This window comes from Mesorhizobium sp. M4A.F.Ca.ET.020.02.1.1, assembly GCF_004022645.1.
Lineage (GTDB): Bacteria > Pseudomonadota > Alphaproteobacteria > Rhizobiales > Rhizobiaceae > Mesorhizobium.
This window is the reverse complement of sequence record NZ_RZOI01000017.1, coordinates 1-24,165: the sequence shown is the minus strand read 5'-3', so window position 1 is coordinate 24,165 and position 24,165 is coordinate 1. Positions and strand designations below refer to the sequence as shown.

The 24,165-nt window shown below is 64.2% G+C and carries 27 protein-coding genes and 1 pseudogene; 14 read left to right on the top strand and 14 right to left on the bottom strand.

Going from position 1 to position 24,165, the window contains the following annotated elements; all coding sequences use genetic code 11:
* The 7 genes from EN742_RS02790 to EN742_RS02760 form a co-directional block, all read right to left on the bottom strand.
* A partial coding sequence (locus EN742_RS02790; protein ID WP_128332382.1) for a Na+/H+ antiporter occupies window positions 1–1,102 on the bottom strand: 1,102 nt, incomplete at its 3' end.
* A 135-nt stretch (window positions 1,103–1,237) separates the two neighbouring features.
* Entirely contained in the window at window positions 1,238–2,491 is a 1,254-nt protein-coding gene (locus EN742_RS02785; protein ID WP_126054948.1) for a murein L,D-transpeptidase, read from the bottom strand.
* A gap of 386 nt (window positions 2,492–2,877) precedes the next feature.
* Entirely contained in the window at window positions 2,878–3,303 is a 426-nt protein-coding gene (locus tag EN742_RS02780) for a hypothetical protein (RefSeq protein WP_245492243.1), read from the bottom strand.
* A 182-nt stretch (window positions 3,304–3,485) separates the two neighbouring features.
* The gene (locus EN742_RS02775; RefSeq protein ID WP_126054949.1) at window positions 3,486–4,001 is read right to left on the bottom strand and encodes a winged helix DNA-binding protein; all 516 of its coding nucleotides are present in this window, start codon (window positions 3,999–4,001) and stop codon (window positions 3,486–3,488) included.
* Between the two features lie 237 nt (window positions 4,002–4,238).
* Window positions 4,239–4,661 (bottom strand): DUF6163 family protein, encoded by a 423-nt coding sequence (locus tag EN742_RS02770; RefSeq protein WP_128332381.1) that lies wholly within the window; start codon window positions 4,659–4,661, stop codon window positions 4,239–4,241.
* Window positions 4,658–5,701, bottom strand: coding sequence for an enoyl-CoA hydratase/isomerase family protein (locus EN742_RS02765; RefSeq protein ID WP_128332380.1), 1,044 nt, complete (start codon window positions 5,699–5,701; stop codon window positions 4,658–4,660). The genes EN742_RS02770 and EN742_RS02765 overlap by 4 nt, the downstream gene beginning before the upstream one ends.
* A 118-nt stretch (window positions 5,702–5,819) precedes the next feature.
* The gene (locus tag EN742_RS02760; protein ID WP_189347833.1) at window positions 5,820–6,368 is read right to left on the bottom strand and encodes an isoprenylcysteine carboxylmethyltransferase family protein; all 549 of its coding nucleotides are present in this window, start codon (window positions 6,366–6,368) and stop codon (window positions 5,820–5,822) included.
* Window positions 6,369–6,511: 143 nt separating this feature from the next.
* Here EN742_RS02760 and EN742_RS02755 point away from each other — a divergent pair, with 143 nt between their 5' ends.
* The 4 genes from EN742_RS02755 (at window position 6,512) to EN742_RS02740 (ending at window position 9,804) form a co-directional block, all read left to right on the top strand.
* The gene (locus tag EN742_RS02755; RefSeq protein ID WP_126054953.1) at window positions 6,512–7,330 is read left to right on the top strand and encodes a DUF2066 domain-containing protein; all 819 of its coding nucleotides are present in this window, start codon (window positions 6,512–6,514) and stop codon (window positions 7,328–7,330) included.
* Window positions 7,331–7,447: 117 nt separating this feature from the next.
* Complete coding sequence (gene hemB / locus EN742_RS02750) at window positions 7,448–8,479, top strand: porphobilinogen synthase (protein ID WP_126054954.1); 1,032 nt, start codon at window positions 7,448–7,450, stop codon at window positions 8,477–8,479.
* A gap of 6 nt (window positions 8,480–8,485) precedes the next feature.
* The gene (locus EN742_RS02745) at window positions 8,486–8,920 is read left to right on the top strand and encodes a hypothetical protein (RefSeq protein WP_128332379.1); all 435 of its coding nucleotides are present in this window, start codon (window positions 8,486–8,488) and stop codon (window positions 8,918–8,920) included.
* 236 nt (window positions 8,921–9,156) lie between these two features.
* Window positions 9,157–9,804, top strand: coding sequence for a dihydrofolate reductase family protein (locus tag EN742_RS02740; protein ID WP_127400438.1), 648 nt, complete (start codon window positions 9,157–9,159; stop codon window positions 9,802–9,804).
* A 187-nt stretch (window positions 9,805–9,991) separates the two neighbouring features.
* Here EN742_RS02740 and ppk2 read toward each other — a convergent pair whose 3' ends face one another.
* Window positions 9,992–10,912, bottom strand: a complete 921-nt coding sequence (ppk2, locus tag EN742_RS02735) for a polyphosphate kinase 2 (RefSeq protein WP_126054956.1) — start codon at window positions 10,910–10,912, stop codon at window positions 9,992–9,994.
* A 243-nt stretch (window positions 10,913–11,155) separates the two neighbouring features.
* Here ppk2 and EN742_RS02730 point away from each other — a divergent pair, with 243 nt between their 5' ends.
* Window positions 11,156–12,199 (top strand): aldo/keto reductase, encoded by a 1,044-nt coding sequence (locus EN742_RS02730; protein ID WP_126054957.1) that lies wholly within the window; start codon window positions 11,156–11,158, stop codon window positions 12,197–12,199.
* A gap of 14 nt (window positions 12,200–12,213) precedes the next feature.
* Here the strand turns inward: EN742_RS02730 and EN742_RS02725 are convergent, their stop codons facing one another.
* Together EN742_RS02725 and EN742_RS02720 are read right to left on the bottom strand one after the other, a co-directional pair.
* On the bottom strand, window positions 12,214–13,185 hold the full coding sequence (locus EN742_RS02725) for a glycosyl transferase family 90 (RefSeq protein ID WP_126054958.1): 972 nt from the start codon (window positions 13,183–13,185) through the stop codon (window positions 12,214–12,216).
* Between the two features lie 169 nt (window positions 13,186–13,354).
* Window positions 13,355–14,020 carry a GntR family transcriptional regulator gene (locus EN742_RS02720; RefSeq protein ID WP_127406466.1) on the bottom strand — a complete coding sequence of 222 codons (666 nt, stop codon included), beginning with the start codon at window positions 14,018–14,020 and terminating at the stop codon, window positions 13,355–13,357.
* Between the two features lie 115 nt (window positions 14,021–14,135).
* Here EN742_RS02720 and EN742_RS02715 point away from each other — a divergent pair, with 115 nt between their 5' ends.
* From EN742_RS02715 to EN742_RS02705, 3 genes are read left to right on the top strand one after another with little or no spacing between them, the layout of a single operon-like run.
* Window positions 14,136–15,389, top strand: coding sequence for an MFS transporter (locus EN742_RS02715; RefSeq protein ID WP_126054960.1), 1,254 nt, complete (start codon window positions 14,136–14,138; stop codon window positions 15,387–15,389).
* A 31-nt stretch (window positions 15,390–15,420) separates the two neighbouring features.
* The gene (locus EN742_RS02710) at window positions 15,421–15,801 is read left to right on the top strand and encodes a YkvA family protein (RefSeq protein ID WP_126054961.1); all 381 of its coding nucleotides are present in this window, start codon (window positions 15,421–15,423) and stop codon (window positions 15,799–15,801) included.
* Between the two features lie 58 nt (window positions 15,802–15,859).
* Window positions 15,860–16,234: a DUF423 domain-containing protein gene (locus tag EN742_RS02705; protein ID WP_126054962.1), complete on the top strand. Its 375-nt coding sequence runs from the start codon at window positions 15,860–15,862 to the stop codon at window positions 16,232–16,234.
* A 9-nt stretch (window positions 16,235–16,243) separates the two neighbouring features.
* Here the strand turns inward: EN742_RS02705 and EN742_RS37825 are convergent, their stop codons facing one another.
* Both EN742_RS37825 and EN742_RS37820 read right to left on the bottom strand, forming a co-directional pair.
* On the bottom strand, window positions 16,244–16,393 hold the full coding sequence (locus EN742_RS37825) for a hypothetical protein (RefSeq protein WP_189363066.1): 150 nt from the start codon (window positions 16,391–16,393) through the stop codon (window positions 16,244–16,246).
* 58 nt (window positions 16,394–16,451) lie between these two features.
* Complete coding sequence (locus EN742_RS37820; protein ID WP_189347756.1) at window positions 16,452–16,595, bottom strand: hypothetical protein; 144 nt, start codon at window positions 16,593–16,595, stop codon at window positions 16,452–16,454.
* 177 nt (window positions 16,596–16,772) lie between these two features.
* On the opposite strand from EN742_RS37820, the gene EN742_RS02700 reads away from it, so the two are divergent.
* Entirely contained in the window at window positions 16,773–17,849 is a 1,077-nt protein-coding gene (locus EN742_RS02700) for a LacI family DNA-binding transcriptional regulator (protein ID WP_127407157.1), read from the top strand.
* A gap of 6 nt (window positions 17,850–17,855) precedes the next feature.
* On the opposite strand, the gene EN742_RS02695 is transcribed toward EN742_RS02700, so the two are convergent.
* The gene (locus EN742_RS02695) at window positions 17,856–19,028 is read right to left on the bottom strand and encodes an OpgC family protein (protein ID WP_126054964.1); all 1,173 of its coding nucleotides are present in this window, start codon (window positions 19,026–19,028) and stop codon (window positions 17,856–17,858) included.
* 202 nt (window positions 19,029–19,230) lie between these two features.
* Between EN742_RS02695 and EN742_RS02690 the strand changes: the two genes are divergently transcribed.
* From EN742_RS02690 to EN742_RS02670, 5 genes and pseudogenes are all read left to right on the top strand, one after another.
* Window positions 19,231–19,887 (top strand): alpha/beta hydrolase, encoded by a 657-nt coding sequence (locus tag EN742_RS02690; protein ID WP_128332378.1) that lies wholly within the window; start codon window positions 19,231–19,233, stop codon window positions 19,885–19,887.
* 9 nt (window positions 19,888–19,896) lie between these two features.
* Window positions 19,897–20,247: pseudogene (locus tag EN742_RS02685) on the top strand (toxic anion resistance protein); the annotation flags it as partial.
* Between the two features lie 10 nt (window positions 20,248–20,257).
* Window positions 20,258–21,829: a VWA domain-containing protein gene (locus EN742_RS02680; protein ID WP_128332377.1), complete on the top strand. Its 1,572-nt coding sequence runs from the start codon at window positions 20,258–20,260 to the stop codon at window positions 21,827–21,829.
* Between the two features lie 4 nt (window positions 21,830–21,833).
* Complete coding sequence (locus EN742_RS02675; RefSeq protein WP_128332376.1) at window positions 21,834–22,451, top strand: 5-bromo-4-chloroindolyl phosphate hydrolysis family protein; 618 nt, start codon at window positions 21,834–21,836, stop codon at window positions 22,449–22,451.
* A complete protein-coding gene (locus tag EN742_RS02670; protein ID WP_126054969.1) occupies window positions 22,451–23,557 on the top strand; it encodes a substrate-binding domain-containing protein in 1,107 nt (368 codons plus the stop codon). Before EN742_RS02675 ends, EN742_RS02670 begins: the two co-directional genes overlap by 1 nt.
* A gap of 4 nt (window positions 23,558–23,561) precedes the next feature.
* Here the strand turns inward: EN742_RS02670 and EN742_RS02665 are convergent.
* Window positions 23,562–24,165, bottom strand: a 604-nt coding sequence (locus tag EN742_RS02665; protein WP_189375139.1) for an FAD-dependent oxidoreductase, incomplete at its 5' end; no start/stop codon positions are given.

The window sequence follows — 24,165 nt, the reverse complement described above, 5'->3', positions numbered from 1 at the left end:
TGGCGCCGCGCACCCCGGCGACGGAACCGGCGAGCCGCACGCGCAGCCCGAACGGCTCGGCCTTATGCTTGCCGAACCGCGCCGCGACGCGCTGTGCAATGTCGCCGACCCAGATCCACAGGAACCGCAGGCCGATCAGGCAAAGCGTCAGGATCAGCACCGTGGCCACGGGCTCGATCAGCCAATGCCTGCTGGAAAGCTCCGGCGGCACGTTGCGGACGATGTCCGGAAGCTGCAGGCCAAGCAGGATGAAGAGCGCGCCGTTGAAGATGAAGGACAGCGTCGTCCACAGCGACATGGCCTGCATGCGCGCCGAGACGCCGAGGTAGCGGAAAAGGCCGGAGCCGCCGGTGAGCAGGCCGGCGGTGACCGCCGCCAGGATGCCGGAGGCCTCGGCGTGCTCAGCGATGAGATAGGCGATGAAGGGCATCAGGATCATCACCAGCACCTGCGCCTCGGAGGGCACGCCGCCGATGCGGTTGAGCAACTGCAGCGTCTTGGCGGCGACGATCAGCGCCGCCACGCCGGCCAGGATGCCGGCGCCGACCGCATAGAGGAAAGTCAGGGATGCGGCGGCCAGCGAGAAGCTGCCGGTCAGCGCCGCTGCCACGGCGAAGCGGAACATGACCAGGCCGGACGCGTCGTTGAGCAGCGACTCGCCCTCCAGAATGTGCATCAGCCGCGCCGGAACCACGTTCCTGTCGACGATGGAGGACACGGCGACCGCATCGGTCGGCGACAGAACGGCGGCGAGCGCGAAGGCAACAACCAGCGGGATGCTCGGCACCAACCAGTGCAAGGCATAGCCGAAGCCGACGATGGTGAAGAAGACCAGCCCGACGGCAAGGTCGAGGATCGGCCCGCGCAGCGCCAGAAGCTCGCGCTTGGGCGCGGCCACGGCATCGCCGAACAGGAGCGGCGGGATGAACACCAGGAGGAACAGCTCCGGGTCGATCTCGACATGCAGGCCGCGCGCCGGCCAGGCAAGGGCCGCACCGATGGCGATCTGCAGCACCGGCAGCGGCAGGCGCACTAGCCGAACCAACGCGCCGGAAAGCGCGACGAACACGAGCACGACCAGGATGAACACGGCGACATGCATGGCGGCGATTCCGAATATGCCCGACCATGCGCAAAGCAGGCCGTGCCGTCCAGTCGCGACGAAGACTAGCTGACGGAAGGTGGAAAGCAAAAAGGCCGCCCTAGAGGCGGCCTTTTCTGGAAATATATCAATTGCTTATAGCGAAGACGTGATCTGCAGCGCGTCGTTGCCGTCGAGACCGTAAATGTCGTCGCGGAACTGCACGACGCCTGGTCCCGTCGACCAGGCCGACAGGTAGAGGAAGTGTACCGGCACCGGATTGGTCACTTGAACCGGGGTGTTCTCGCCGGTCTTGATCGTCGCCTCGAAATGCTGGCGGTCCCAGCCGGGCGTGTCGCGCAGAATCCAGGTGACGAGGTCGCGCACGTTCTGGACGCGCACGCAGCCCGAGGAATCGAAGCGCATCAGCTTGCCGAACAGGCTCTGCTGCGGCGTGTCGTGCATATAGACGCCATCCGGGCTGGGGAAATTGATCTTGACCGAGGCCATGGCGTTGCCGGCGCCCGGATCCTGGCGGAAGCGGTACTTCTCGGCGTCGTCCGTCGACCAGTCGACCGTCATTGGATCGACCTCGCTGCCATCCGGCGCGAACAGGCGGATGTGGCTGTCCTTGAGGTAGTTGGGATCCTTGCGCATCAGCGGAATGATATCCTTGCGCACGATCGAAACCGGGGCATTCCAGTAGGGATTGACGATGATCTCGTTGATCTTGGAATTCACGATCGGCGTCTGGCGGTCGATCTTGCCGACGATCGCGGTGTGGCGCAGCACGACGCGGTCGTTCTCGACTGCCTCGATCTGGGCCGCCGGAATGTCGACCAGCACGTAACGGTTGCCCAGCGTGCCTGCCTTTTCGCGCAGACGCTGCAGGTTGGTCTGCAGCTGGCCAAGCCGGATCTGCGCCGAAACATTCATCGCGGTGTAGGTGTATTTGCCCATGGCGCCGTCGGCCGGCAGGCCGTGGCGAAGCTGGAAGCGCTTGACGGCGGCGTCGACGTAGGAATCGAACGAGGTCGAGATGCCGGCGCTCTGCGACAGATCGCCCGAGATCATCAGCCGCTTGCGCAGCGGCACCACATCCGGATCCTCGACGCCGAGCTGCAGCTTCTTGGTCGCGGGCACCTGCTCCCAGCCACCCTGGCCGGCGATGGTCTGGTACTGCGCCACCGCCTGCTCGGTGAAGGCGACGGTCTGCAGGCTGAAGATCGGCAGCGTCGAGGCCACCTTGCCGCCCTCGCTGGCGCGGGCGTCGAACTGGTCGTCCCAATTGCCGCGGGCCGAAGATTTCAGGATGTCCCCGATCACGTCCTGCGCGCTGGCGCTGTTGGCAACCATGGCCGCGGCAAGCGCGGAGGCTCCGGAAAGGAAGAAACGGCGGCTGGTTCTCATGGACGTTCTCTAAGTAATCTGGTCACTGCTGCGTTGATCGTTGGGCGATCCCGCCCGCACTTTATGGTTGGCAATCTTAACAATTAGCCAACCATAGCCGGTGTCACTTCAGCGTGAAACACGCGGCGTGACGCAACTTCCGGATGAAGGCAAGCTTGCGGCCGCAGCATCATCCGCATTCTCGCTTTCACCGCGATTATGGCGGCAACGTGGCCTTGGCCCGCGATTTGCTTCCGGCGAGGCGATGAAAGCAAGGGACCGGTGCTTTTTTGGCACCCATGGGAGAATCCAAGCATCTGACCTGAAGCGGCCTTCGTCCCAATCTCAACAGCAGCGCGCCCGACCACGCCCTGCGTACCGATGGGCGTTGCAGGGAGCGTTGCCCCTCAGGGCGAAGTATCGACCTTCGGAGCCTGAGCTGGCCGCGCCTTCAATTCCGAACATCGCTGCAACACCTCTTGTCGAGGATAACGCATGACCTTGTTGTCGTGCAGCTTGAGCAGCAGTTCGCGTCTCGTTTCCGTGGTTTCACCGTCCGAACAGGTCATGTCCAGAACGATCGCATCGAGGCCCTTGATCTTCTGAACCCTCTCCAGCGAGCAGCCGACTTCCCACATCTCCACCGCCTTGTCGGTGAATGTCACGATCGTATCGTTGTTGTCGCATGGGGCGCTGCCTTCGGCGGCGAAAGAATCCTTCCACCACTCCTCGGCGGAAGCCGCGGTCGAAATCAACAGAAGCACCGCGGCAACCCAGCAGATCCTTGAACGGTTTTTCAGGTCCATGTTCGCTCCCTCGCCAGGAAGCGACATTAGGCAGTGCTGCAGCGAAAGCAAACAGGGCAGACGCCCTGTCGATGGGCGCGGCGCATCCGGAAGGTCCCTTTGCATCGCGAAAAGGAAAAGGAACCGGCGCCTTTCGACACCGGTCCCCGACTGTATCCCCTGCCCGCGCTTCTGCGGCGCGGCTTCTATCCCTCGGCGTGGATGCGCACTTACATCCGGTAGGCGATCGTGTCGTTCCAGAAGCGGTCCAGCCGCTGCAGCGCGCGGTTCATCTGCTTGAACTCGTCGGTGTTGATGCCGCCGACCTGCTCGATCGAGCCGACATGGCGCTCGTAGAGGCCGGCGACCACCTCAGCCACCTCGTTGCCCTTCGGAGTCAACGAGACGCGGACCGAACGACGGTCGATGCGCGAGCGCTGGTGGTTGATGAAGCCGAGGTCGACCAGCTTCTTCAGGTTGTAGGAGACATTCGAGCCGAGATAGTAGCCACGCGAGCGCAGTTCGCCGGCGGTCAGCTCCGAATTGCCGATGTTGAAGAGCAGCAGCGCCTGGATGGCGTTGATGTCGGAACGGCCGTTGCGGTCGAACTCATCCTTGATTACGTCAAGCAGGCGGCGGTGCAGGCGCTCCACCAGCTGCAGCGATTCCATGTAAAGCGAACGGATCGCCTCGCGGCGGTCGTCGGATACGGTGGCGGTCTTCGCCGCCGGACGCGAATTGATCATTGTCTTTGCCTCTCGTTTGTCGCCCGGTGATTTTTTTGTTTTTCACCTTGATCGCGACACTATCGAATACTCATAAAATTCGACTTAAACGCCAAGGCTAACAAGAGCTTACCGGTAAGAGGTTTCGAAAGAGGCTTAACGAACGGTCACCCCAGCAAGGATAATTAACCTAAAGATTTAGCCACCGGTTTCGGACGGGAATCGGCATGCCAGGATCGGGCCGCGGCGACGGGCGATCTACCGCCGGGCCCGCAGCTTCTGCAGCCAGATCGCAACCCGGAAGATAATGTAGAGCACCGCCACCGCGGCGTGCGAGGCGATGATCAGCGGCCGATGGCCGAACAGATCGGGAAAGCCGGCATACATGACGATCTCGGTCGCCGCGCAGATGAACCAGATCACCGGCCCCCAGGAGGCCAGCATCCAAAGGCCCGCGGCGGCGAAGGGAAAGAACACGGCGAGCATCACCGCCGCCACCTGCCAATGCACCGGCATCAGGTCGAAGCGCCAGAGCGCGCCCGGGTAGAAGCCGATCAGCCGGATCCAGTAGAGGATGCCAAACAGCAGGCAGTAGCCGGCGATGACGCGCTGGAACCAGGCGAAAATGATCTCGGATGTCGAGGGCTGCAGCACGACGCGCCTGGAGGTGACTTCGCTCACAGGTCGAGCTCCCGCTCGCCGAGGGGCGCGAAATAGGCATCGACATCGGCGAAGCTCACCGCGTCGAGACTGGCCGGGCGCCAGCGCGGAGTCGAGCCCTTGTCGATGATGGCGGCGCGGATGCCTTCGTAGAAGTCGTGACCGGCCAGCATGCGGTTGAGGATGCGGAACTCCATCTTCATGCACGCGTCCATCGACATGGTCAGCCCGGCGCTGATCTGGCGCCAGGCCACGTGCAGGCTGGTCGGCGAGCGCGTCCTGATCGTCGCGAGCGTCCTTGCGGCAAACTCGTCGGAAGTTGCGGCCCGATCGAGGCTGGCGATGATATCGGACAAAGACGGTTGTGCGAAATGGCGGGCGATCGCTTCCAGCACCAACCGGTCCGTCTCACGCCTGGCCGGGACGAAAAAGCTGCGCAGCACCGATTCCGGGTCGCCGGTGGCGCAGAGCCGGTCGAGGAAGCCGGCCTGGTCCTCGGCCTTGATGGTGTGGGTGGCCAGCCCCGACCACAGCGCGTCGCCGTGGCGAATGCGGGTTCCGGTCAGCGCCAGATACATGCCGAAACTGCCGCCGAGGTCCGGCAGTAGGTGGCTCGCACCGACATCGGGGAAGAAGCCGATGCTGACCTCCGGCATGGCGAACTGGGCGTTCTCGGTCAGCACGCGCTGCGAGCCGTGGAAGGAAATGCCGACGCCGCCGCCCATGACGATGCCGTCGATCAGCGCGACATAGGGCTTCCCGAAGGCGTTGATGCAGGCGTTGAGCCGGTATTCGTCGGCAAAGAAGTCGACCGGCGGCCGCCCGGCGCGGCCGGCCTCATAGATGTGCAGGATGTCGCCGCCGGCGGAGAACGCCCTGCCCTCGGCCTTGACGATCACGACATCGACGCCGTCATCGCGCTCCCAGGCTTCGAGCGCCTTGCCAAGCGCCTTGACCATGGCGTGCGTGACAGCGTTGAGCGCCTGCGGCCGCGTCAGCGTAACGACGCCGGCCCTGCCCAACCGCTCGAAGCGAATTTCGTCGCCTCCGCCAAAATCCATCGTAAGAGAATCCTCCCCCGCGCCTGCGGGATTTGAAGTGCTAAGCGGCGACTGGGCGAACGTCAATTGTCGGGCGCGGGCAGAGATGACTGCGCTCGTTCGAATTGCCACAGGCTGCCTACCACACGAAGGGGATCAAGGCCTTGGTTCGCCTGGCATAAGCAGGAAATTCATTGGGGAACTGCACCGCAAGGAGCCGGTCTTCGGCGCCGACGCGCCAGAGAAAAAGCGAGCCCAACAGGATAAGCAGGAAGATAAAACCGCCGCCCACCACGATCGCTGATCCGATACCTGCGACCATGCCGCCTGTGTACATGGGATGACGCACGTAGCGGTACGGGCCGGAAGTCACAAGTTCATGGTCCTGCTTGGCCGAGACGGTCTGGCTCCAGTTGCGGCCAAGGCTTTGTCGCGCCCATACCAGGAATGCCATGCCAGCAAGGGTGACGACGACACCAATGCCGGCCAAAGCCGGGCCCACGGGCGCGAAGTTGACGAATGCGAACGCCCGCAGATGCGGAAGCAGGAAGGCCACTATCACAGCGAACAGCAAGGCGAAGCTTTGCAGCAAATGCGGCCGTGTATCGCGCTTCACACCCGCCGCTTGAATGGTGAGATAGACGATCAGCAGGATCCAGGCGGCATAGATGAGCCAGATGAAGATCATTGCTCGCTCCTTCGATTGGCCATGCCGGTCCAGCGTGGCGCACGGATGCCCCATGCCGGCGGCCATGCGGCGCAAAGCAACCGACTTGGCCGCTGTTGGCGCCCGGTGCTAGAAGATGGCCACGTTGAACTGGATGGCAAGACATGACCGGGCCTTCTCGTCTCATGGCTGCAACGATCTGCCTGATCGCTCTTTGCCTCATGTCTGGTGCTGCTCTGGCCGCGACGGAAGCGCTCTACCAGTCGCAGACGATCGTCACCGGCACCGGCGAGGTCAACCGGAAGATCGGCTTCAGGGATTGCCTGGACAAAGTGCTTGTGAGGGTCTCGGGCGATCAGCGGCTGCCGGGCAAACCGGAGATGGCGGCGCTGCGCGACAAGGCAGGCGATTTCGTCGAATCCTTCCGCTACCACGACCGGCTGGAAGGCATCCCCGTGCATGACGAGCAAGGCACGCATGACCGGCCGCACGACCTCACCTGCCTCTACAAGCCCGCTGTGATCGACAAGGTGCTGGCCCAGCTTGGCAGCAAGCCTTGGCTCGGCGAGCGACCGACGGTCGCGGTTTTCCTGATGGCCGAGCAAGGCACGCGGCATTTCGCGCTGAGCGCCGATGACGAGCGCGGCGAGGCGATGCGCGAATCCTTCATCAACGCCACGGGGCCGCTGCTGATGCGCATCGCCTTCCCGCCGGGGTCGATGATTTCCGGGATGGACGAGAAGGCGCTGCACACCACCGACATGGCCACGCTCGACGAGCTGGCGAGGAAGGCCGGCGCCGACCAGGCGCTCGCCGGCAGCATCGTATGGAGCGACAAGGACCTGGGCTGGATCGCCGACTGGCGGCTGGCCGATGGCGGCAAGACCTATCGCTGGCAGGTGCGCGGCGTCAGCTTCGACGAGGCGTTCCGTGTCGCCATGCGGGGCGCGGCGCAAGTGCTGTCGGGCAATGGGCAGCCCTGAGAGGTCGGCGCTGCCCCCTTCTCCCCGTCAACGGGGACAAGGAAGGCTGGCACAATCGTGTCGCATTGGTCTGTCGGGAGACCGCGTGTTAAAACCGGTCAAACGAGAGTTGACGCGATGAACAAATTCACCCCCGCAAAGCCTGCCGGCGCGCGCAGCGTCGACGAGATTACCGGCAGCCGGCGGCTCAGGCGCATGCGCAAGGCCGACTGGTCGCGGCGCCTGGTGCAGGAGAACCGTCTTTCGGTCGACGACCTTATCTGGCCGATCTTCGTCGTCGACGGCAAGGATGTGCGCGAGCCGATCGCCGCAATGCCCGGCGTGTTCCGCCTGTCGCTCGACCTCGCGGTCAAGGAGGCCGAGCGTGCGGCCAAGCTCGGCATTCCGGCGATCGCCACTTTTCCCAATGTCGAGCTTTCGCTGCGCGACCAGACCGGCTCGCACATCCTCGACCCGGAAAACATCATCAACCGCGCCACCCGCGCCATCAAGCATGCGGCGCCGGAGATCGGCATCATCACCGACGCCGCGCTCGATCCGTTCACCAGCCATGGCCATGACGGCATCCTGCGCGACGGCATTATCGTCAATGACGAGACGGTTGCGCAGGTGGCGGCGGCAGCCGTCATCCAGGCCGCGGCCGGCGCCGACATCATCGCGCCGTCGGACATGATGGACGGCCGCATCGGCGCCATCCGCGACGCGCTCGACGCCAACGGTTTTCAGGACGTGGCGATCATGTCCTACGCGACGAAGTTCGCCTCCGCCTTCTACGGCCCGTATCGCGAGGCGGTGGGCACGGCCGGCCTGCTCAAGGGTGACAAGAAGACCTACTATCTCGACCACGCCAATTCCGACGAGGCGCTGCGCGAGGCCGAGCAGGACCTCGCCGAAGGGGCCGACATGCTGATGGTGAAGCCCGGCCTGCCCTATCTCGACATCATCCGCCGGCTGAAGGACGAACTGCAAATGCCGACCTTCGCCTACCAGGTGTCGGGCGAATATTCGATGATCAAGGCGGCCGCCGCCAATGGCTGGATCGACGGCGAGAAGGCGATGCTGGAATCGCTGCTTGCGCTGAAACGCGCCGGCTGCGACGGAATCCTCACCTATTTCGCGCCAGAAGTGGCGGCGATGCTGAAGGGATAGCCGACATTGCTGCGGGGGCTGGGCAAGCATCTCAAATCATTGTTCGTTGCCACCCCACGCGGCGATACTACTACGCTGGGCTATCACGCCTACGTCACGCTCCATGACTGGATTGTGCCGAGTTCCAAGCTGTCCAGTGCTATCGGGCCGCTTTCGGGAAAGCATCAATCCGCGCTCGACACCGCATGGGCCGAACTGGAGAACGGCCTGGCGGGCTGGAGGACGAAACATCTCATTCAGGCGGCTGATCTCGCCGCGGAAATCCGCAACGGCCCGTCGGCGCCCGACCTCGCCAATACCGTTGTTTCCATTCTCGTCGATCACTCCGGATCGATGCGCGGCCAAAAAATGCTCTACGCCGCCGCTTCCGTCGACGGTTGGTTTTGGTTCCTATGTCGACAACTCCTATCGAGTGTCAACGAATTGCGAGGCACCCGATGAGCTCGGCAGAACCATGTTGATGGCATTGCAGCGCCAGCTTGTCGCCGGTGGAACGATGTCTGCCGGTGACACGGCGGACGAGGTTGGTAGTTCGCCGTCGCCGAACTGATCATTCTCCTGAACTTGCCGGGGCGCGATCCGCATCCATCCGCGCACCAGATACCGCTTGCAATACGCAATCAGTTAGACTAACCACTAACTGCTTGCAAAATACAACTGGTTATGAAGGAGGTAGCATGTCCAAGCTTCGCGTCAGTGCATTCACCCTGTCGCTTGACGGCTTCGGCGCCGGTCCGGATCAGGATCTCGCCAACCCGCTCGGTATCGGCGGCGAGAACCTGCACAAATGGATGATCGGCACCCGCTTTTTTCGCAAGATTGTGATGGGCAAGGACGGCGGTACCACCGGCACGGACGACGCGTTCGCCACGCGCAGCTTCGAGAATGTCGGCGCCTGGATCCTCGGCCGCAACATGTTCGGCCCGATCCGCGGCGAATGGCCGGACGAGACCTGGAAGGGCTGGTGGGGCGACAACCCCCCCTATCACGTGCCGACCTTCGTGCTGACGCATCACAAGCGGGCGCCGATCGCCATGGAAGGCGGCACGACCTTTTACTTCGTCACCGACGGCATCCACTCGGCGCTGGAGCAAGCCAGGGAGGCGGCTGGCGGCAAGGATGTGCGGGTCGGCGGCGGCGTTTCGACCATCCGACAATATCTGCACGAGAAGCTCATAGACGAGATGCACCTAGCGGTATCGCCGGTGCTGCTCGGCAAGGGCGAGCATCTTTTCGCCGGCCTGGACATGCCCGGCCTTGGCTATCGCTGCACCGAGCAGGTGGCAACGCCCCTCGCCACGCATGTGGTGATTGAGCGGGCGTGATTACAGCTCTTTCTCCCCGTTCACGGGGAGAAATGCCCGGCAGGGCAATGAGGGGCCGCGCTGCCGGTTGAAGATTGGCGACAAGCCGCTGACGGCGAACTAAGGCTCAATTGCTGACGTCGGCGCCGCCCCTCATCCGCCCTTCGGGCACCTTCTCCCCGTGAACGGGGAGAAGGAAAAAAGATGCTCAATACTTCTCCGGCACGTAAAGCTCGCGCGGCAGCACCTGGCGCTCGTATTCGGGATTGAAGACGCGCTCGGGCAGCGTGATCTCCTCGTGCGGAACCTCCTCATAGGGAAACTGCTGCAGCAGATGGTCGATGCAGTTCAGCCGGGCGCGCTTCTTGTCGTTGCCCTCGACGATGAACCAGGGCGCCTCGGGGATGTTGGTACGGGCGAAGGTCTCTTCCTTGGCCTTGGTATACTGCTCCCACCGCACGCGCGACTGCAGGTCCATCGGCGACAGCTTCCACTGCTTCATCGGGTCGTGGATGCGCATCAGGAAGCGCATCTGCTGCTCCTCGTCGGTGATCGAGAACCAGTATTTGACCAGCGTTATGCCGGAGCGCACCAGCATGCGTTCGAATTCCGGCACGTCGTGGAAGAATTCCTCCACCTGGTCCGGCCCGGCAAAGCCCATCACCCGCTCGACGCCGGAGCGGTTGTACCAGGAGCGGTCGAACAGCACGATCTCGCCGCCGGCAGGCAGATGCGGCACGTAGCGCTGGAAATACCACTGCGACTTCTCGCGCTCGGTCGGCGCCGGCAGCGCCACGACGCGGCAGATGCGCGGATTGAGCCGCTGGGTGATGCGCTTGATGACGCCGCCCTTGCCGGCCGAGTCGCGGCCTTCGAAGATCACGACGACCTTCTTCTTGTGGTAGGCCACCCAGGACTGCAGCTTGATCAGCTCGGATTGCAGCCGCAGCAGGTCACGGAAATATTGCTGCCGCTCGATCGAAGGCGGATGCGAATCCTTGTAGATCTTGGCGATCTCCAGCGACAGCGCCGGCTCCGATAGCTCCAGTTCGTAGTCCTCGTCGAGCGTGTCGGCGAGTTCGGCTTCCAGCCAGTCCCTGGCTCCGGAATTCGATTTCAGTTCGTTCATCGTGCTGCTCCGCGTGCCAGCCTGCCATGTGTGGTGGGATGACACCCTGCTGCCGCGCGCCATCCTGAGCCGACTTCAATAAAGGCCGGCAATGACGGTTTTATTGCAATACCGTCGCTTGAGATTTGAACGACCGCTCGCCGCGACAGGGCGACAAACCGGTGAACTTGTCCTACAAATATGCGTTCTCATTCGGGCAGCCCGCTCGTGGCGCCTCTCCCAATGCAATCGCGAGGATCTCAAATGGAATACCGCACACTCGGCCGTTCCGGGCTGAAGGTTTCGACGTTGACGCTCGGCACCATGACCTTCGGCGGCGCCGGCGCCTTCGCGGCGGTCGGCAAGACCGACCTCAATGAAGCGAGCCGGATGATCGATCTCTGCATCGATGCCGGCATCAACCTCATCGACACCGCCAATGTCTATTCGAACGGGATTTCGGAAGAGATCATCGGCGAGGCTCTGGGCGGCAAGCGCAAGGACGACGTGCTGATCGCCTCCAAGGCGCGCATGCGCATCGGCAAGGGTCCCAACGACGAGGGCCTGTCGCGCCATCACCTGATCCGCGAGTGCGAGAAGAGCCTGAAGCGGCTGAAGACCGATGTCATCGACATCTACTTCCTGCACGAATGGGATGGCGTGACGCCGCTGGAGGAGACGATTGCCGCGCTCGACACGCTGGTGAGCCAAGGCAAGATCCGCTATGTCGGCTGCTCGAACTATTCCGGCTGGCAGGTGATGAAGGCGCTCGCCATCAGCGACAGCAGCCACCAGCCGCGTTTCGTCACCCAGCAGATCCACTACACGCTCGAGGCCCGCGAGGCCGAATACGAGCTCTTGCCTATCGCGGTCGACCAGGGGCTCGGCGTGCTGGTGTGGAGCCCGCTCGCCGGCGGATTGCTCAGCGGCAAGTACGACCGCAACAGCCCAACCGCCCGCCAGCTCGGCGGCTGGTCGGAGCCGCCGATCCGCGACCAAGACCGGCTGTGGCAGATCGTCGACGTGCTCGTCGACATCGGCAAGGCCAGGGGCGTATCGGGCGCGCAGGTGGCGCTCGCCTGGCTGCTCGGCCGGCCGGCCGTCTCGTCGCTGGTGATCGGCGCCCGCAGCGAGGCGCAGCTCAAGGACAACATCGCCGCCGCCAGCCTGACTCTGTCCTTCGACGAGCGTGCGCGGCTCGACGCCGTCAGCCGGCCGCCGGTCCTCTACCCCTATTGGCACCAGCAGCTGACGGCCAAGGGCCGCTTCGGACCGGCCGACCTGGTGCTCGACCGCAGCGATATCTGAGGGGCCGCAACGGGTCAGCCGGCGATGAAGCGCCAGACTTCGGGATCCGGTTTGACCTGGCCGCTCAGCACGAAATATTTGTAGAGGACGAGCAGCGAGATCGCCTGTTCGTCCCGCTCGTTGCGGAATTTTCGGCAATAGGCGTTGGCGGCGGCGACGATGCGTTCGGCCTCGGCCGGGTGCCTTTCGAAATGACGCACCTTGTCGGCGAGATCGGAGAAGTCAGGCGCCAGCTGCACATAGTGGACACCGGCCCTGACCTCGCTTTCGGTGAACCAGGTCTCGTAAGTCGGTGGCGGCATCAGGCAGAGCGAGTTCGAGCTCATGATCCATTTGAGGTTGGTCGCGACATCGTTGCCTTCGAGCGAGACAATGTAGCGGTAGCGCCGCTGCTCATCGATGGTGAGATAGGGTTTTTGGTATTCGGCCTTCGCGTCCTTTTTCGGCGTCCCGACATCGCAGATCGGCAAGTGGCGCACCGCATCGAGGAACCGCGTGCGGATCGGGTTGTTGAGATCGCCGCGCCAAACCACCAACGGACGCTTGTCGGCGAAGGGCTGCCGGTCGGCGGGCATCTGGAAGTGGCGGAACTTGTCCAGCTTCATCAGCACCGCATTGCCGTTGCCGTCCATGATCGGCCGGTCCTTGACGATCGCCGGCATCTTGGGAACGTCGATGACATCGCCAAATTCGAGGTCGATGAGCAGCACCGGATCAAAATAGCGGGCAAATTCCTTGAGGTCGTAATAATACATGCTCGGCGAGAACGGCAGCCGGCTGACCGGCACCGCTGCCGGGCTCGGCACAAAGGGCTGCTGCAGCCTGTTATAGAAGTTCACCCGCTCGCGGACCGAGCCGTCCGACCGCCGTGCCTGCTCAAGCCATCCCCTCAGCCGGTGGCGGAACAGCGCCTGCGGAGCGAGGTCGCGCGCGAAGTTGCGCGCGTAGTAAAACACCTTGGCTGCGGTTCGGAGAGGCGTGGCCATCGTTGGTCACCTGGACTGGGGGCAAAATGCTCTTAGCATCAGTCCGTCGAACTTTCACACTGCAAACTGCACGGCACCGCCGGCCGGCCGAGAGCCGGCTGGGTTGGCGGGCGCAATGCCGCGCAAGCCATTGTGCGGGTGACGGTTCAGTCCAGGGCGATGGTCGCGATCACGCGGCGACGACGGCGAAGCCCCGGGCCCGCAGGCCGCGCCGGTCGTCGCGCAGCGACGTCACCAGCCGGTTGCGGCTGCCGACGATATGGGCTGAAAGCAATCGCGCCGCCGCTTCCGCATCGCCCACCCGCACAGCCGCCAGTACGGCATGATGCTCCGCCCATGCGCGGCCGAGTGCCGCCTCGTCGCGTACCTCCAGCCAGCGCGCGCGGGAGAGCCTGGTCATCGCATCGCGCACCGCCCGAAACAAGAATTCGTTGCCGGAGAGCCTGGCCAGCTCGATGTGGAAATCCATGCCGATGCGGTGCCATTCCTCGCGCGGAGTGCCTGCATCGCAGGACTCCAGCATCGCCTCGATGGCGTCGACGGCGCTTCTGTCCTCCAGCAGGCAGGTCAGCCTGACGGCGGCCACCTCGACCGCCTCGCGATAGACGGCGATTTGTTCGAGTTCGGCCAGATTGATGGGCGAGACCGTCCAGCCGCGCCCGTCGCGGCAGATCAGCCCTTCGGTTTCCAGCCGCAGCAGCGCGGCCCTGACCGGCGTGCGCGAGGCGGCGAAGCGGCTCTCGATCCAGCGCTCGGTCAGGCGCTCGCCGGGCCCGATCTCAAGACCGAGGATCATCTCGCGAAGCTGCCGTTCGACGCTCTGCATCTGCGACATGGCGGTTCCGTTCGTATGGCCGCATTGACAGCGGCAGGGTTGAGGTCCATGACGGATACCAGCTTGGTATCCCAAATTGGTATCCGTAACAACCCCACCATGGCACGGGCATGAGATGAGCAAGAACGGCAGCGAACAGGGCGGCTACAACGTCCACTGGCGGCGCAATCTCGCCGTCTGCTTCGCGGGCTCGTTCAGCACGCTCATCGCCATGACCTTGCTGCTGCCCTTCCTGCCGCTCTATGTCGAGCAGTTGGGCGCCGAGGGCCATGCCGCGATCGTGCAATGGTCGGGCATCGCCTACGGTGCCACCTTCTTCGCGGCCGCCCTTGTGGCGCCGCTGTGGGGACGGCTGGGCGACCGCTACGGCCGCAAGCTGATGCTGGTGCGTGCCAGTTTCGGCATGGCGATCTGCATGTCGCTGACCGGCATGGTCGAAACCGTCTGGCAACTGGTTCTGCTGCGCCTGCTGATCGGCTTTGCCGGCGGCTATTCGTCGGGCTCGACCATCCTGGTCGCCATGCAGACACCGAAGGAGCGTTCCGGCTGGGCGCTGGGCGTGCTCTCGGCCGGCATCACGGCGGGGGGCCTGGTCGGGCCGCTGCTGGGTGGCGCATTGCCGCCGGTGATCGGCATCCGCGCCACCTTCCTGCTGTCGGGCGGCGTCATCTTCCTCGCCTTCCTGGCGACGACCTTCCTGATCAAGGAGACCCCTCGCCCGGCGGCGGCCAAAACTGGAGCTGCGTCAAAGCCGAAAAGCGGCTGGTCGCAGATCCCCGACAAGCGCCCGGTCGTCGCCATGCTGGCGACCGGCATGCTGCTCGCCTTCGCTACCATGTCGATCGAGCCGATCATCACTGTCTATGTGCAGCAGCTGATCGAGGACGAGAGCCGGGTGACCTTGGTCGCCGGGGTGGTCATGTCGGCGGCGGCGCTCGGCGCCATCCTGTCGGCCTCGTGGCTGGGCAAGCTCGCCGACCGCATCGGCCACTGGAACGTGGTGATCGCCGCGCTTGCCATCTCGGCCCTGCTGTTGATCCCACAGGCCTTCGTCACAGAGGGCTGGCAGTTGATCGGTCTGCGCTTCCTGATGGGTCTGGCGCTGGGCGGGCTCCTGCCCTGCATCACCAGCGTCATCCGCCACAACGTGCCGGACGGCGTCGGCGGCAATGTGCTGGGCCTGTCAATCTCGGCGCAATATGTCGGCCAGGTGGCCGGGCCACTGCTCGGCGGCTTTGCCGGAGGCCATTTCGGCATGCGCTCGGTATTCCTGGGAACATCGCTGCTGATGGCCGGCGGCGCGGCCTACAACTGGATTGTCCAGTCGCGGCGCACGCGCAACATACTGGCGCAAGCCGGCAGTTCCTGACACGTTCGCCTTTTGCGGATAAACCCACCCGATGAACGGCAAGCTGAAGGACTGGGCGCGCACGATCAAGCAAGACGTGCACGCGATCTATCTCGCGGCCGGTGATGCCCGTACGCCTTGGTATGCGAAGGTGCTGGCGCTATGTGTCGCCGGCTATGCCCTGTCTCCAATAGACTTGATTCCCGACTTCATCCCGGTGCTGGGATATCTCGATGACGCAATCATTGTGCCGCTCGGCATCCTGGCCGTGCTGAAGATGATTCCACCGGAGGTCATGGCAGAACATCGAGCCGCTGCCGCGCTTGCGGGAGAGCGCCCGGTGAGTCGGGTAGCCGCAGTCGTCATCGCTTCCGTCTGGGGCGCATCTGCCACACTGGCGGCCTGGCTCGGCTATCGCTACTTCATCGGCTGAGTTCGCGACACCATCCGCGCTTTCACTACATCGGTCGTATGGCAGGAGGCACCCCCATATGGGCACAACTGAACAAGCAGCTAGCGGAGGCAGCCGCATCTTCGTTCTTGCCGGCGGCCTCTGCGGCGCGGCGGGCGTGGCGCTGTCGGCCGCGGCCGCGCATCTGGGCGGCGGCTTCGTCGGCACGGCGGCGTCTTTCCTGCTCATGCACGCGCCGGTCTTCCTCGCCGTCGGGCTGATCGGCGCCGACCGCGCCCTGCGAATCGCAAGCCTGGTCCTGCTTTTCGGGCTGGTGCTTTTCTGCGGCGATCTTCTCGCCCGCGACTTCCTGGGTTCGCGGCTGTTTCCGATGTCGGCGCCGATCGGCGGCACCCTCCTGATTGCAGGCTGGCTGGCGATCGCCGGTTCGGCCCTCGTCCTGCGTCGCGCCTGAGACCGGCGCTCAGTCCTGCCGGCGCTCGCGCCTTGCCAGCCATTCGCGACTGCGCACGGCCGGCCCTGTGAGGCGCCGCCGCTCCGGCCGCTCGGACGCCGGAGAGATGCCCCAATAGTTGCGATAGATATCCTCGAACAGATGGTTCATCGGATGCATAGCTTTGTTCCTCTGAATTGAATCGATCCAATCGATCGACGTGAAAAAGACCGACCGCTCAGCCGCGCTTGCGATCCACGATAAAGCGCGGCTCGCGCCTCCATGGACTTGCCTTGCCGCGGCGCTTCTCGCTGAGCGCAGCCGAGGCAATGCCCCAATCGTTGCGGTAGACGTCCTCAAACAGAAAGTTGACCGGATGCATCGCACCCTCCTTCCAAACTCGCTCCAATCGGCCGAATTGCCAACTTGGATCGATTCAAACATAGGCCATCCGACCTGGGAGTCAAGCGGAATTTGAATCGATCCAAGAAAAATGATATTGGACCGGAGATCGATCCCCGTCCATGTAGTGCGGCGTGGGAGGTCCGGGAGAACAGACATGGCATCACTCATCGAAGGCCAGGCACGCCCCATCCGGCTGGCCGATATCGCCAAGGCGGCCGGCGTCTCGCATGGCACGGCCTCCAACGTCTTCAGCCGCCCGGAGATCGTGCGCGCGGAAGTGCGCGAGCGGGTCAAGGCGGTGGCCGAGGCGATGGGCTATGCCGGACCCGACCCCAAAGGCCGGCTGCTGCGCGCCGGCAAGGTCAATGCGATCGGCGTCGCATCGACCGAGCCCCTCTCCTATTTCTTCGACGACCCTTTCGCGCGCGTGATGATGGCCGGTATCTCCGAGGCATGCGACGCCACAGGTGCCGGCATTGCGTTGGTATCGGCTCAAAATGACGAAAAACTCGCCTGGAACATCCAGAGTGCCCTGGTCGACGGCTTCATCCTGTTCTGCATCGAGGGAGGCCCTCGCCTCGTCGAGCTGACGCGCGAACGCAGGCTCCCCTTCGTCGCGCTCGCAGTCGGCTTCGATGACGACACCATCTCGATGATCGGTATCGACAACGTCGCCGGCGCAAGGCTGGCCGCGCGTCATCTCGGCGAACTTGGGCACCGCCGCTTCGCCGTTCTGTCGCTGCCTTTCGTTGACGGCAGCACCGGTCTTGTGACGCCCGGGCGGCTCGGGACGGCGCTCTACACCGCAACGCGCGACCGACTTGCCGGCTATTTCGAGGAGCTTTCCCGCTTCGGCATCGACACCACCAAGGTGCCGGTCTACGAGACCGAAAACGAGGCCGCCTCCACCAGGGCCGGCCTCGAAGCCATCTTCGCCAGCGGCGAGCCGCCCACAGCGATCCTGGCGATGTCCGACCGCATGGCCATGGTCGCGGTCGACTGGCTGAGCGGGCGGGGTCTGAATGTCCCGGGGGATGTCTCGGTCATCGGTTTCGACGGCGTTCCGGACGGCCTGCTGTGCAGCCCTCGGCTCACCACGATCGCCCAGCCGATCGCCGAGATCGGCCGTCGGGCGGCGCGAATGATCCTCAATTTCGACGGCTCAGTGCGGCGCGAGATGCTCGGTGTCGAACTGATCGTCCGGGCATCGACCGGACCGGCGAGGCCCTGACCGACCTCACCGATTCCCCGCTGCCATCGGCTGGACGCCGAAAGACGCACGCGCTGGCACCTCGCCGCGGGCCGGCTTCTTGCCCGATGAACCGATGCCGGACAGCCATTCGAGATAGAACGCGAGCGCGAACTGCATGGCGATGCCGGCCGATATCAGCAGGGTGTCATAGGCGAGGCCGCCCGGATTGATCAGCTTCAGCACCTGCGCCACCATGGCGAGAACCGTGCCGGTGATGAACACAGGCAACGAGCGCTTGCCGAGGATGGCGAGCGGATGGTCGGGGCTGGTGCGGAACAGGTTCGAGACAGCCGGCAGCGCGACGATGAGATAGCTCACCGCCAATATGTGCAGGAGCCTCGGCAGCGACAGGAATGTCTTGTCGAAGCCGGTCAGCACCACCGGCAGATCGAGCCAGGATATCCGGCCCCAGAGCGGACTGTGCACCCAGACGAGCGCCGTCAGTACATAGGCGGCGGCGGCTCCGAGCAGCCAGCGATTGACCGGAATCACGCCGCCGCGCCTGACATGCAGCATGGCGGCCAGGCCGATGTTGAACAGGAACTGCCAGGACAGCGGATTGAGGAACCAGAAACCGGGCTCCGGATAGTTGGGCGGCGCGATCTGCCAGATGCCGACGACTAGCCACAGGGCTCCCGACAGAACAAGCGCCGGCACCGGCCGGTAGCTGATCAAAAGCAGGAAGGCCGGCGCCAGCAAAAGCAGCACCGCGTAGACCGGCAGGATGTTGTTGTAGCCGAGCTGGTGACCGAGCGTGACGATGCCGACCAGGACTTCCGGTGTGTTCTTCATCAGCGGCTCGATGTTGATCAGTTTCAACAGCTCAGGCCGCCTGGCGAACACCGCGGCGGCGCAGAACAGCGCCATCACCGCCATGGTCGTGACGATATGGGCAACATAGAGGACGCCGGCGCGCCGCCACATCTTCAGCGTCGCCAGCAGCCGGCCTCCGGACTGGAATTTGCTGCCGTAGGCGAGCGCGACCGACATGCCGGAGATCAGCACGAAGGCTTCAGCCGCGTCCGAGAAGCCGAAATTCTTGTAGGTCAGCGTCTCGAACATCGTGCCGGGCACATGATCGATGAAGATGGTGAGCAGCGCGAGCGCGCGAAACACATCGATACGCGTATCGCGTCCGGGCGAAACTGGCATGGTCATCGACAAAAGGCCTCAAAGCTGGTCGTTCATTGGGGCAATGCGACCCCCGGCGCACCGCTTTGATTCCTCCCGTGGCGGAGTGTATCGGCGCAGAAACGGTCTGAAGTAAGCCTGGTTCAATCAACTTTCGCGGAGCAAGAAAATATTCCGTTTTGAAGCCGGCAAATCAACGAATCTATCATAAAATCAAAAGGATATAAGCGTGTCCGAATATACCGGCAAAACTGCCGTCCTGCGTGACTTGAGCTTCCCTTACCGCTTCACACAGCCAACAGAGGCAAGCGGCGAATGCCTGGTCCTGCTACACGGGTCAGGTGTCGATGAAACCACGCTGGTGCCGCTGGCGAAACAGATTGCGCCGGATGCCGCACTGGTCGCCGCGCGCGGTCGAATCCCACAAGAGGACGGCTTTCGCTGGTTCGAGCGGATCACGCCGACCAGCTTCGAGCAGGCCAGCATCCGCACGGAAACGGACGCCTTCGCGACGTTCGTTGCCGAGGCGACGAAGCGCCACGGGCTCGATCTCTCCCGCGCAGCCTTCCTCGGCTATTCGAACGGCGCCAACCTGGTCTCGAGCCTGATGCTGCTTCATTCCGGTCTCGTCCGGCGGGCCGCGCTTTTGCGGGCCATGCCGGTGTTGGCCGAGACGCCGCCGACGGATCTCGGCGGCACAAAGGTGCTGATGATCGCCGGCGCCGCCGACCTCACTTACGGTCCCTTCGCGCCGGCGCTGGTGATGCTGCTAAGCCAGCGCGGCGCCACGGTCGACGCAAGGATTATCACATCTGGGCATGAGATCGGCGATTCGGATGCGACGATCGTCAGGCAATGGCTGGCGGATCCAACTGCTGTCGCGTGAGCCCGGTCACAGGCGACGTCGGCGCTGACGGTGCCGGCCTGGAAGCAGAAGATGGTCATCCTGCTCGGCCTGACCAACCAGAAATCGGCGCTCGAGCTGCAGAAGACGGTGACCGACGCCACCAACGAGATGATCCGCCAGACCTCGAAGATGATGAAGGATCAGGCCATCTCGATCGAGGAGCAGGCGCAGCGCGGCATCGTCGACGTCGAGACGCTGGCTCAAGCCAACCGCGACCTGATCGACACCGTGCAGGGCGTGCTCAAGGTCCAGCAGGAAGGCCGCCAGAAGCGGGCGGACGCCGAAAAGCAGATGGACCAGATGACCGCGGACCTCAAGAAAGCGCTCACCCAGGGCTGACGGAGCCTCGATGCCGAAGACGCTGTCGTCCGTTCTCCTGCTGGCGGTCTCGCTGCTGCTGGCCGCCTGCAATTCGAGCAACGTCAAATTCTCGATCGTGTCCGGTTCCGAGAACACCGTTCTCGAGCCGATCGTGCAAGAGTTCTGCGCCAAGCAGGGCGCCACCTGCATCGTCTCTTATCAAGGCTCGCTCGACATCGGCCTTGGCCTGCAGAAGCCGGGCGGACTCGACCAGGATGCGGTCTGGCCGGCTTCGAGCGTCTGGGTGGACCTGTTCGATTCCGGCCGCAAGGTGCGCAACCTGACCTCGATCGCGCAGATGCCGGTCATCCTCGGCGTGCGCAAATCCAAGGCCGCCGAACTCGGCTGGGTCGGCAGGGACGTATTCATGAAGGACATTCTTGCCGCGGTGAAAGACGGCAAGCTGAGATTCCTGATGACGTCGGCCACGCAGTCCAATTCCGGCGCCAGCGCCTATCTCGCGATGCTATCCAGCGCGCTCGGCGGCAAGGAAGTAATCCAGCCCGGCGACCTCGACAATCCGAATGTGCGCGACACGGTCAGCGCCCTTCTGCAAGGCGTCGAGCGCTCGTCCGGTTCCTCGGGCTGGCTGGCCGACCTGTTCATCGACTCTGCGCGCAAGGGCACGTTCTACGACGCGATGTGGAACTACGAGGCGACGCTGAAAGAGACCAACGACAAGCTGAAGCAGATGGGCGACGAGCCGCTCTACGCGATCTACCCCGCCGACGGCGTTGCGGTCGGCGATTCACCGCTCGGCTTCATCGACCATGGGCGCGGCCCCGAGGTGGAGAAGTTCTTCACCGACCTGCTCGCCTACCTGCAATCGGACACGATCCGCAAGCGTATCGCCGATACCGGCAGGCGCCTGCCGCTCGGCGGCGCCGCGATCCAGGCGGCAGCCGAGCCGGACTGGAACTTCGATCCGGGCAGATTGGTGACGTCGATCCGCATGCCGGAGCCGGCGGTGATCCGCACGGCGCTCAATCTCTACCAGGAGGCGTTGCGCAAGCCCTCGCTGACGGCGCTCTGCTTCGACTTTTCCGGCTCGATGGAGGACCAGGGCGAAAAGCAGTTGCAGGTCGCCGCCCAGTTCCTGTTCACGCCGGAAAAGGCCAGTGAAGTGCTGGTGCAGTGGACGCCCTCCGACCACATATTCGTGCTGCCTTTCGACAGCGTGGTGCGCGACACATTCGAGGCGGGCGGCGACGCGGCCGGCCAGAGCCAGTTGCTGTCTGATGTGGCCGTGCAACGGGCCGGCGGCGGCACCGACATGTATGCCTGTGCGCAGCAGGCCCTGCAGGGGATCACCGCCACGCCGAACCTGTCGAAGTATCTGCCGGCCATCGTCATCATGACCGACGGCCGCACTGATGGCAGTCCCGCCATGTTCCTTGCGCAGTGGCGCCAAGCGCCGGTGCGCGTGCCGGTGTTCGGCATCACCTTCGGCGATGCCGACAAGAGCCAGCTCGACAGTCTCGCCAAGGCAACCTCGGCGCGAGTCTTCGATGGCAGCGGCGATCTGGCCAGCGCCTTCCGCGCCGCCCGCGGGTATAACTGAGCCGATGCGCTGGCTGTTCGGGAACGACTGGAACTGGATCGCGGCGGGCGCGGTTTCGGCCGCGCTGCTGCTCGGCCTGAGCTTCCTCACCCACTTCCCGTTCCTGGTCTCGCTGGTGATTGCCGCGCTTGTCTTTGCCGGGCTGGTCTTCGTTCTGGCGCCGCGCCAGCTGTTCGAAGGCCTGGATCTCGGCTCGATCGGCGGCGGCCAGGTGGCGTTCGCGCGCGAGCTTCTGGCGCAGGCGCAGCCGGCTGCCGACAAGCTGGCGGCAGCCGCGAGTTCGATTGCCGACAAGGACATGAAAGCGAAGGTGAAGAACCTTTCCGACATCGCCGCCGATGTCATTTCCAGGGTCGAGGCGAAGCCCGCGAGCGCGCCATCCGTGCGCCGCTTCCTCACCTACTATGTGCCGCAAGCGGCGGAAGTGGCGGAAGGCTATGCGACGCTAGCGAAGCGGCGCGCACCGAGCCAGGTGAGGCTGTCCAAGGTCGGCGCCGTCATCACCAAGCTGCAGGATGCCTTCGTGCACTATGCCGACAGCCTCGCCGACAGCGAGCTCGGCACGCTCGACGTGGACCTGCGACTCATTCAGGAGTCGCTGAAAGAGGACATTGGTCGCTGATGGCCATTTCACGCCGCGCTTTCGGATTGGGACTGCTGGGTGCCGCCGCTGCCGGCACCGGCGGCTATCTGACGCTGAAGGACCGCCCCGAGTTCCGTGGTTATCTCGGCAACCGCGCGCATCTGTTCGGCTTCATCGGCGGCGAGAAGCAGGCCTTCCTCGCCGATCCCGATGTCGTCAGGGCGCTCGGCGGCTATGGGCTGGAGCTCGACGCGCGCGTCGCCGGCTCGGTCGAGATGGTGCGCGAAACGGCGCTGCTGTCTCAGAAGCCGCAATTCCTGTGGCCGTCCTCCTCGATCATGGTCGACCTCGCCCGCAAGAGCGGCGTGGCCATCCGCAACGACCAGGTCGTGCTAAACTCGCCGATCGTGATCTACACCTGGGGGCCGGTGGTCGAAGGCCTGAAGAAAAGCGGGCTGGTGAGCGTTGCCGCCAAGGGCGGCTACAACCAGCTCGACCTGAAGGCGCTGCTCGACGCCATCCTCGCCGGCAAGACATGGTCGGACCTCGGCATCAACGAACTCTACGGCCGGGCACGCATCGTCTCGACTGACCCCAATCGCTCGAACTCCGGCTTCATGTTCGCCGGCCTCGTGCTCAGCCTGATGAGCGGCGACGTGGCAACGCAGGAACTGCTTGCCGAGCATGGCGAGCAGGCGAAGGCGATCTTCCGCAGCATGGGACTCAAATCGTCCTCATCGGGCAAGCTGTTCGATCAGTACATCGCCGGCGGCCTCGGCGCCGAGCCGATGGTGGTGGGCTATGAGAACCAGCTGGTGGAATGGGCGCTCGCAGATCCGGCGCGCTGGCAGCGCGTGCAGGCAGGCACCGGCGCCAAGCCGGAAATCCTCTACCCGCGCCCAACCGTCTATTCGGCGCATCCGCTGATCGTCATCGATCCGGCGGTCGACGCGCTGCTCGATGCGCTGAGCAGCCCGAAGCTGCAGGAACTCGCCTGGTCGAAGCACGGTTTCCGCGGGCCGCTCGGAACCGTTGCCGGCGACGCCGACGCAATTGCCGGCGTGCGGCCGGCCGAGATCGAAGCAGTGCTGCCGATGCCTTCGGCCGATGTGATGCTGTCGCTGCTTGCCCAGCTGGAAGGCTGAGCGCCTATCCCTGCCCCATGCGGTTCCAGGCATCGAGCCCGGCGATCTTGTAGGCCTCGGCCAGGGTCGGGTAGTTGAAGGTATTGTTGACGAAGAAGTCGACTGTGCCGCCGAGATTTATCACCGCCTGGCCGATATGGATCAGTTCGGTGGCGCCCTCGCCGACGATATGGGCGCCGAGCAGCCGGCGCGTCTCGACCGAGAACAACAGCTTCAGGAAGCCTGAATTCACGCCCATGATGTGGCCGCGCGAGGTTTCGCGGAAGCGCGCCACGCCGACCTCGTAGGCGGCGCCGCTCTCGCGCACCTGCTCCTCCGACTGGCCGACCGTGGAGATCTCGGGCACGGCGTAGATGCCATAGGGAAAGGTTTCCGGCGGCGGCGGCAGGGTGACGCCGAAAGCATGACAGGCGGCCACCCTGCCCTGCTCCATCGAAGTCGAGGCAAGGCTCGGGAAGCCAATGACGTCGCCGGTGGCATAGATGTTGGGCACGCTGGTCTGGAACGTGTTCGCGTCGACCTTGATGCGGCCCCTGGAGTCGGACTCGATGCCGACCACGTCGAGGCCGAGGCTGCCAAGATTGCCGCTGCGGCCGGCGGCATAAAGC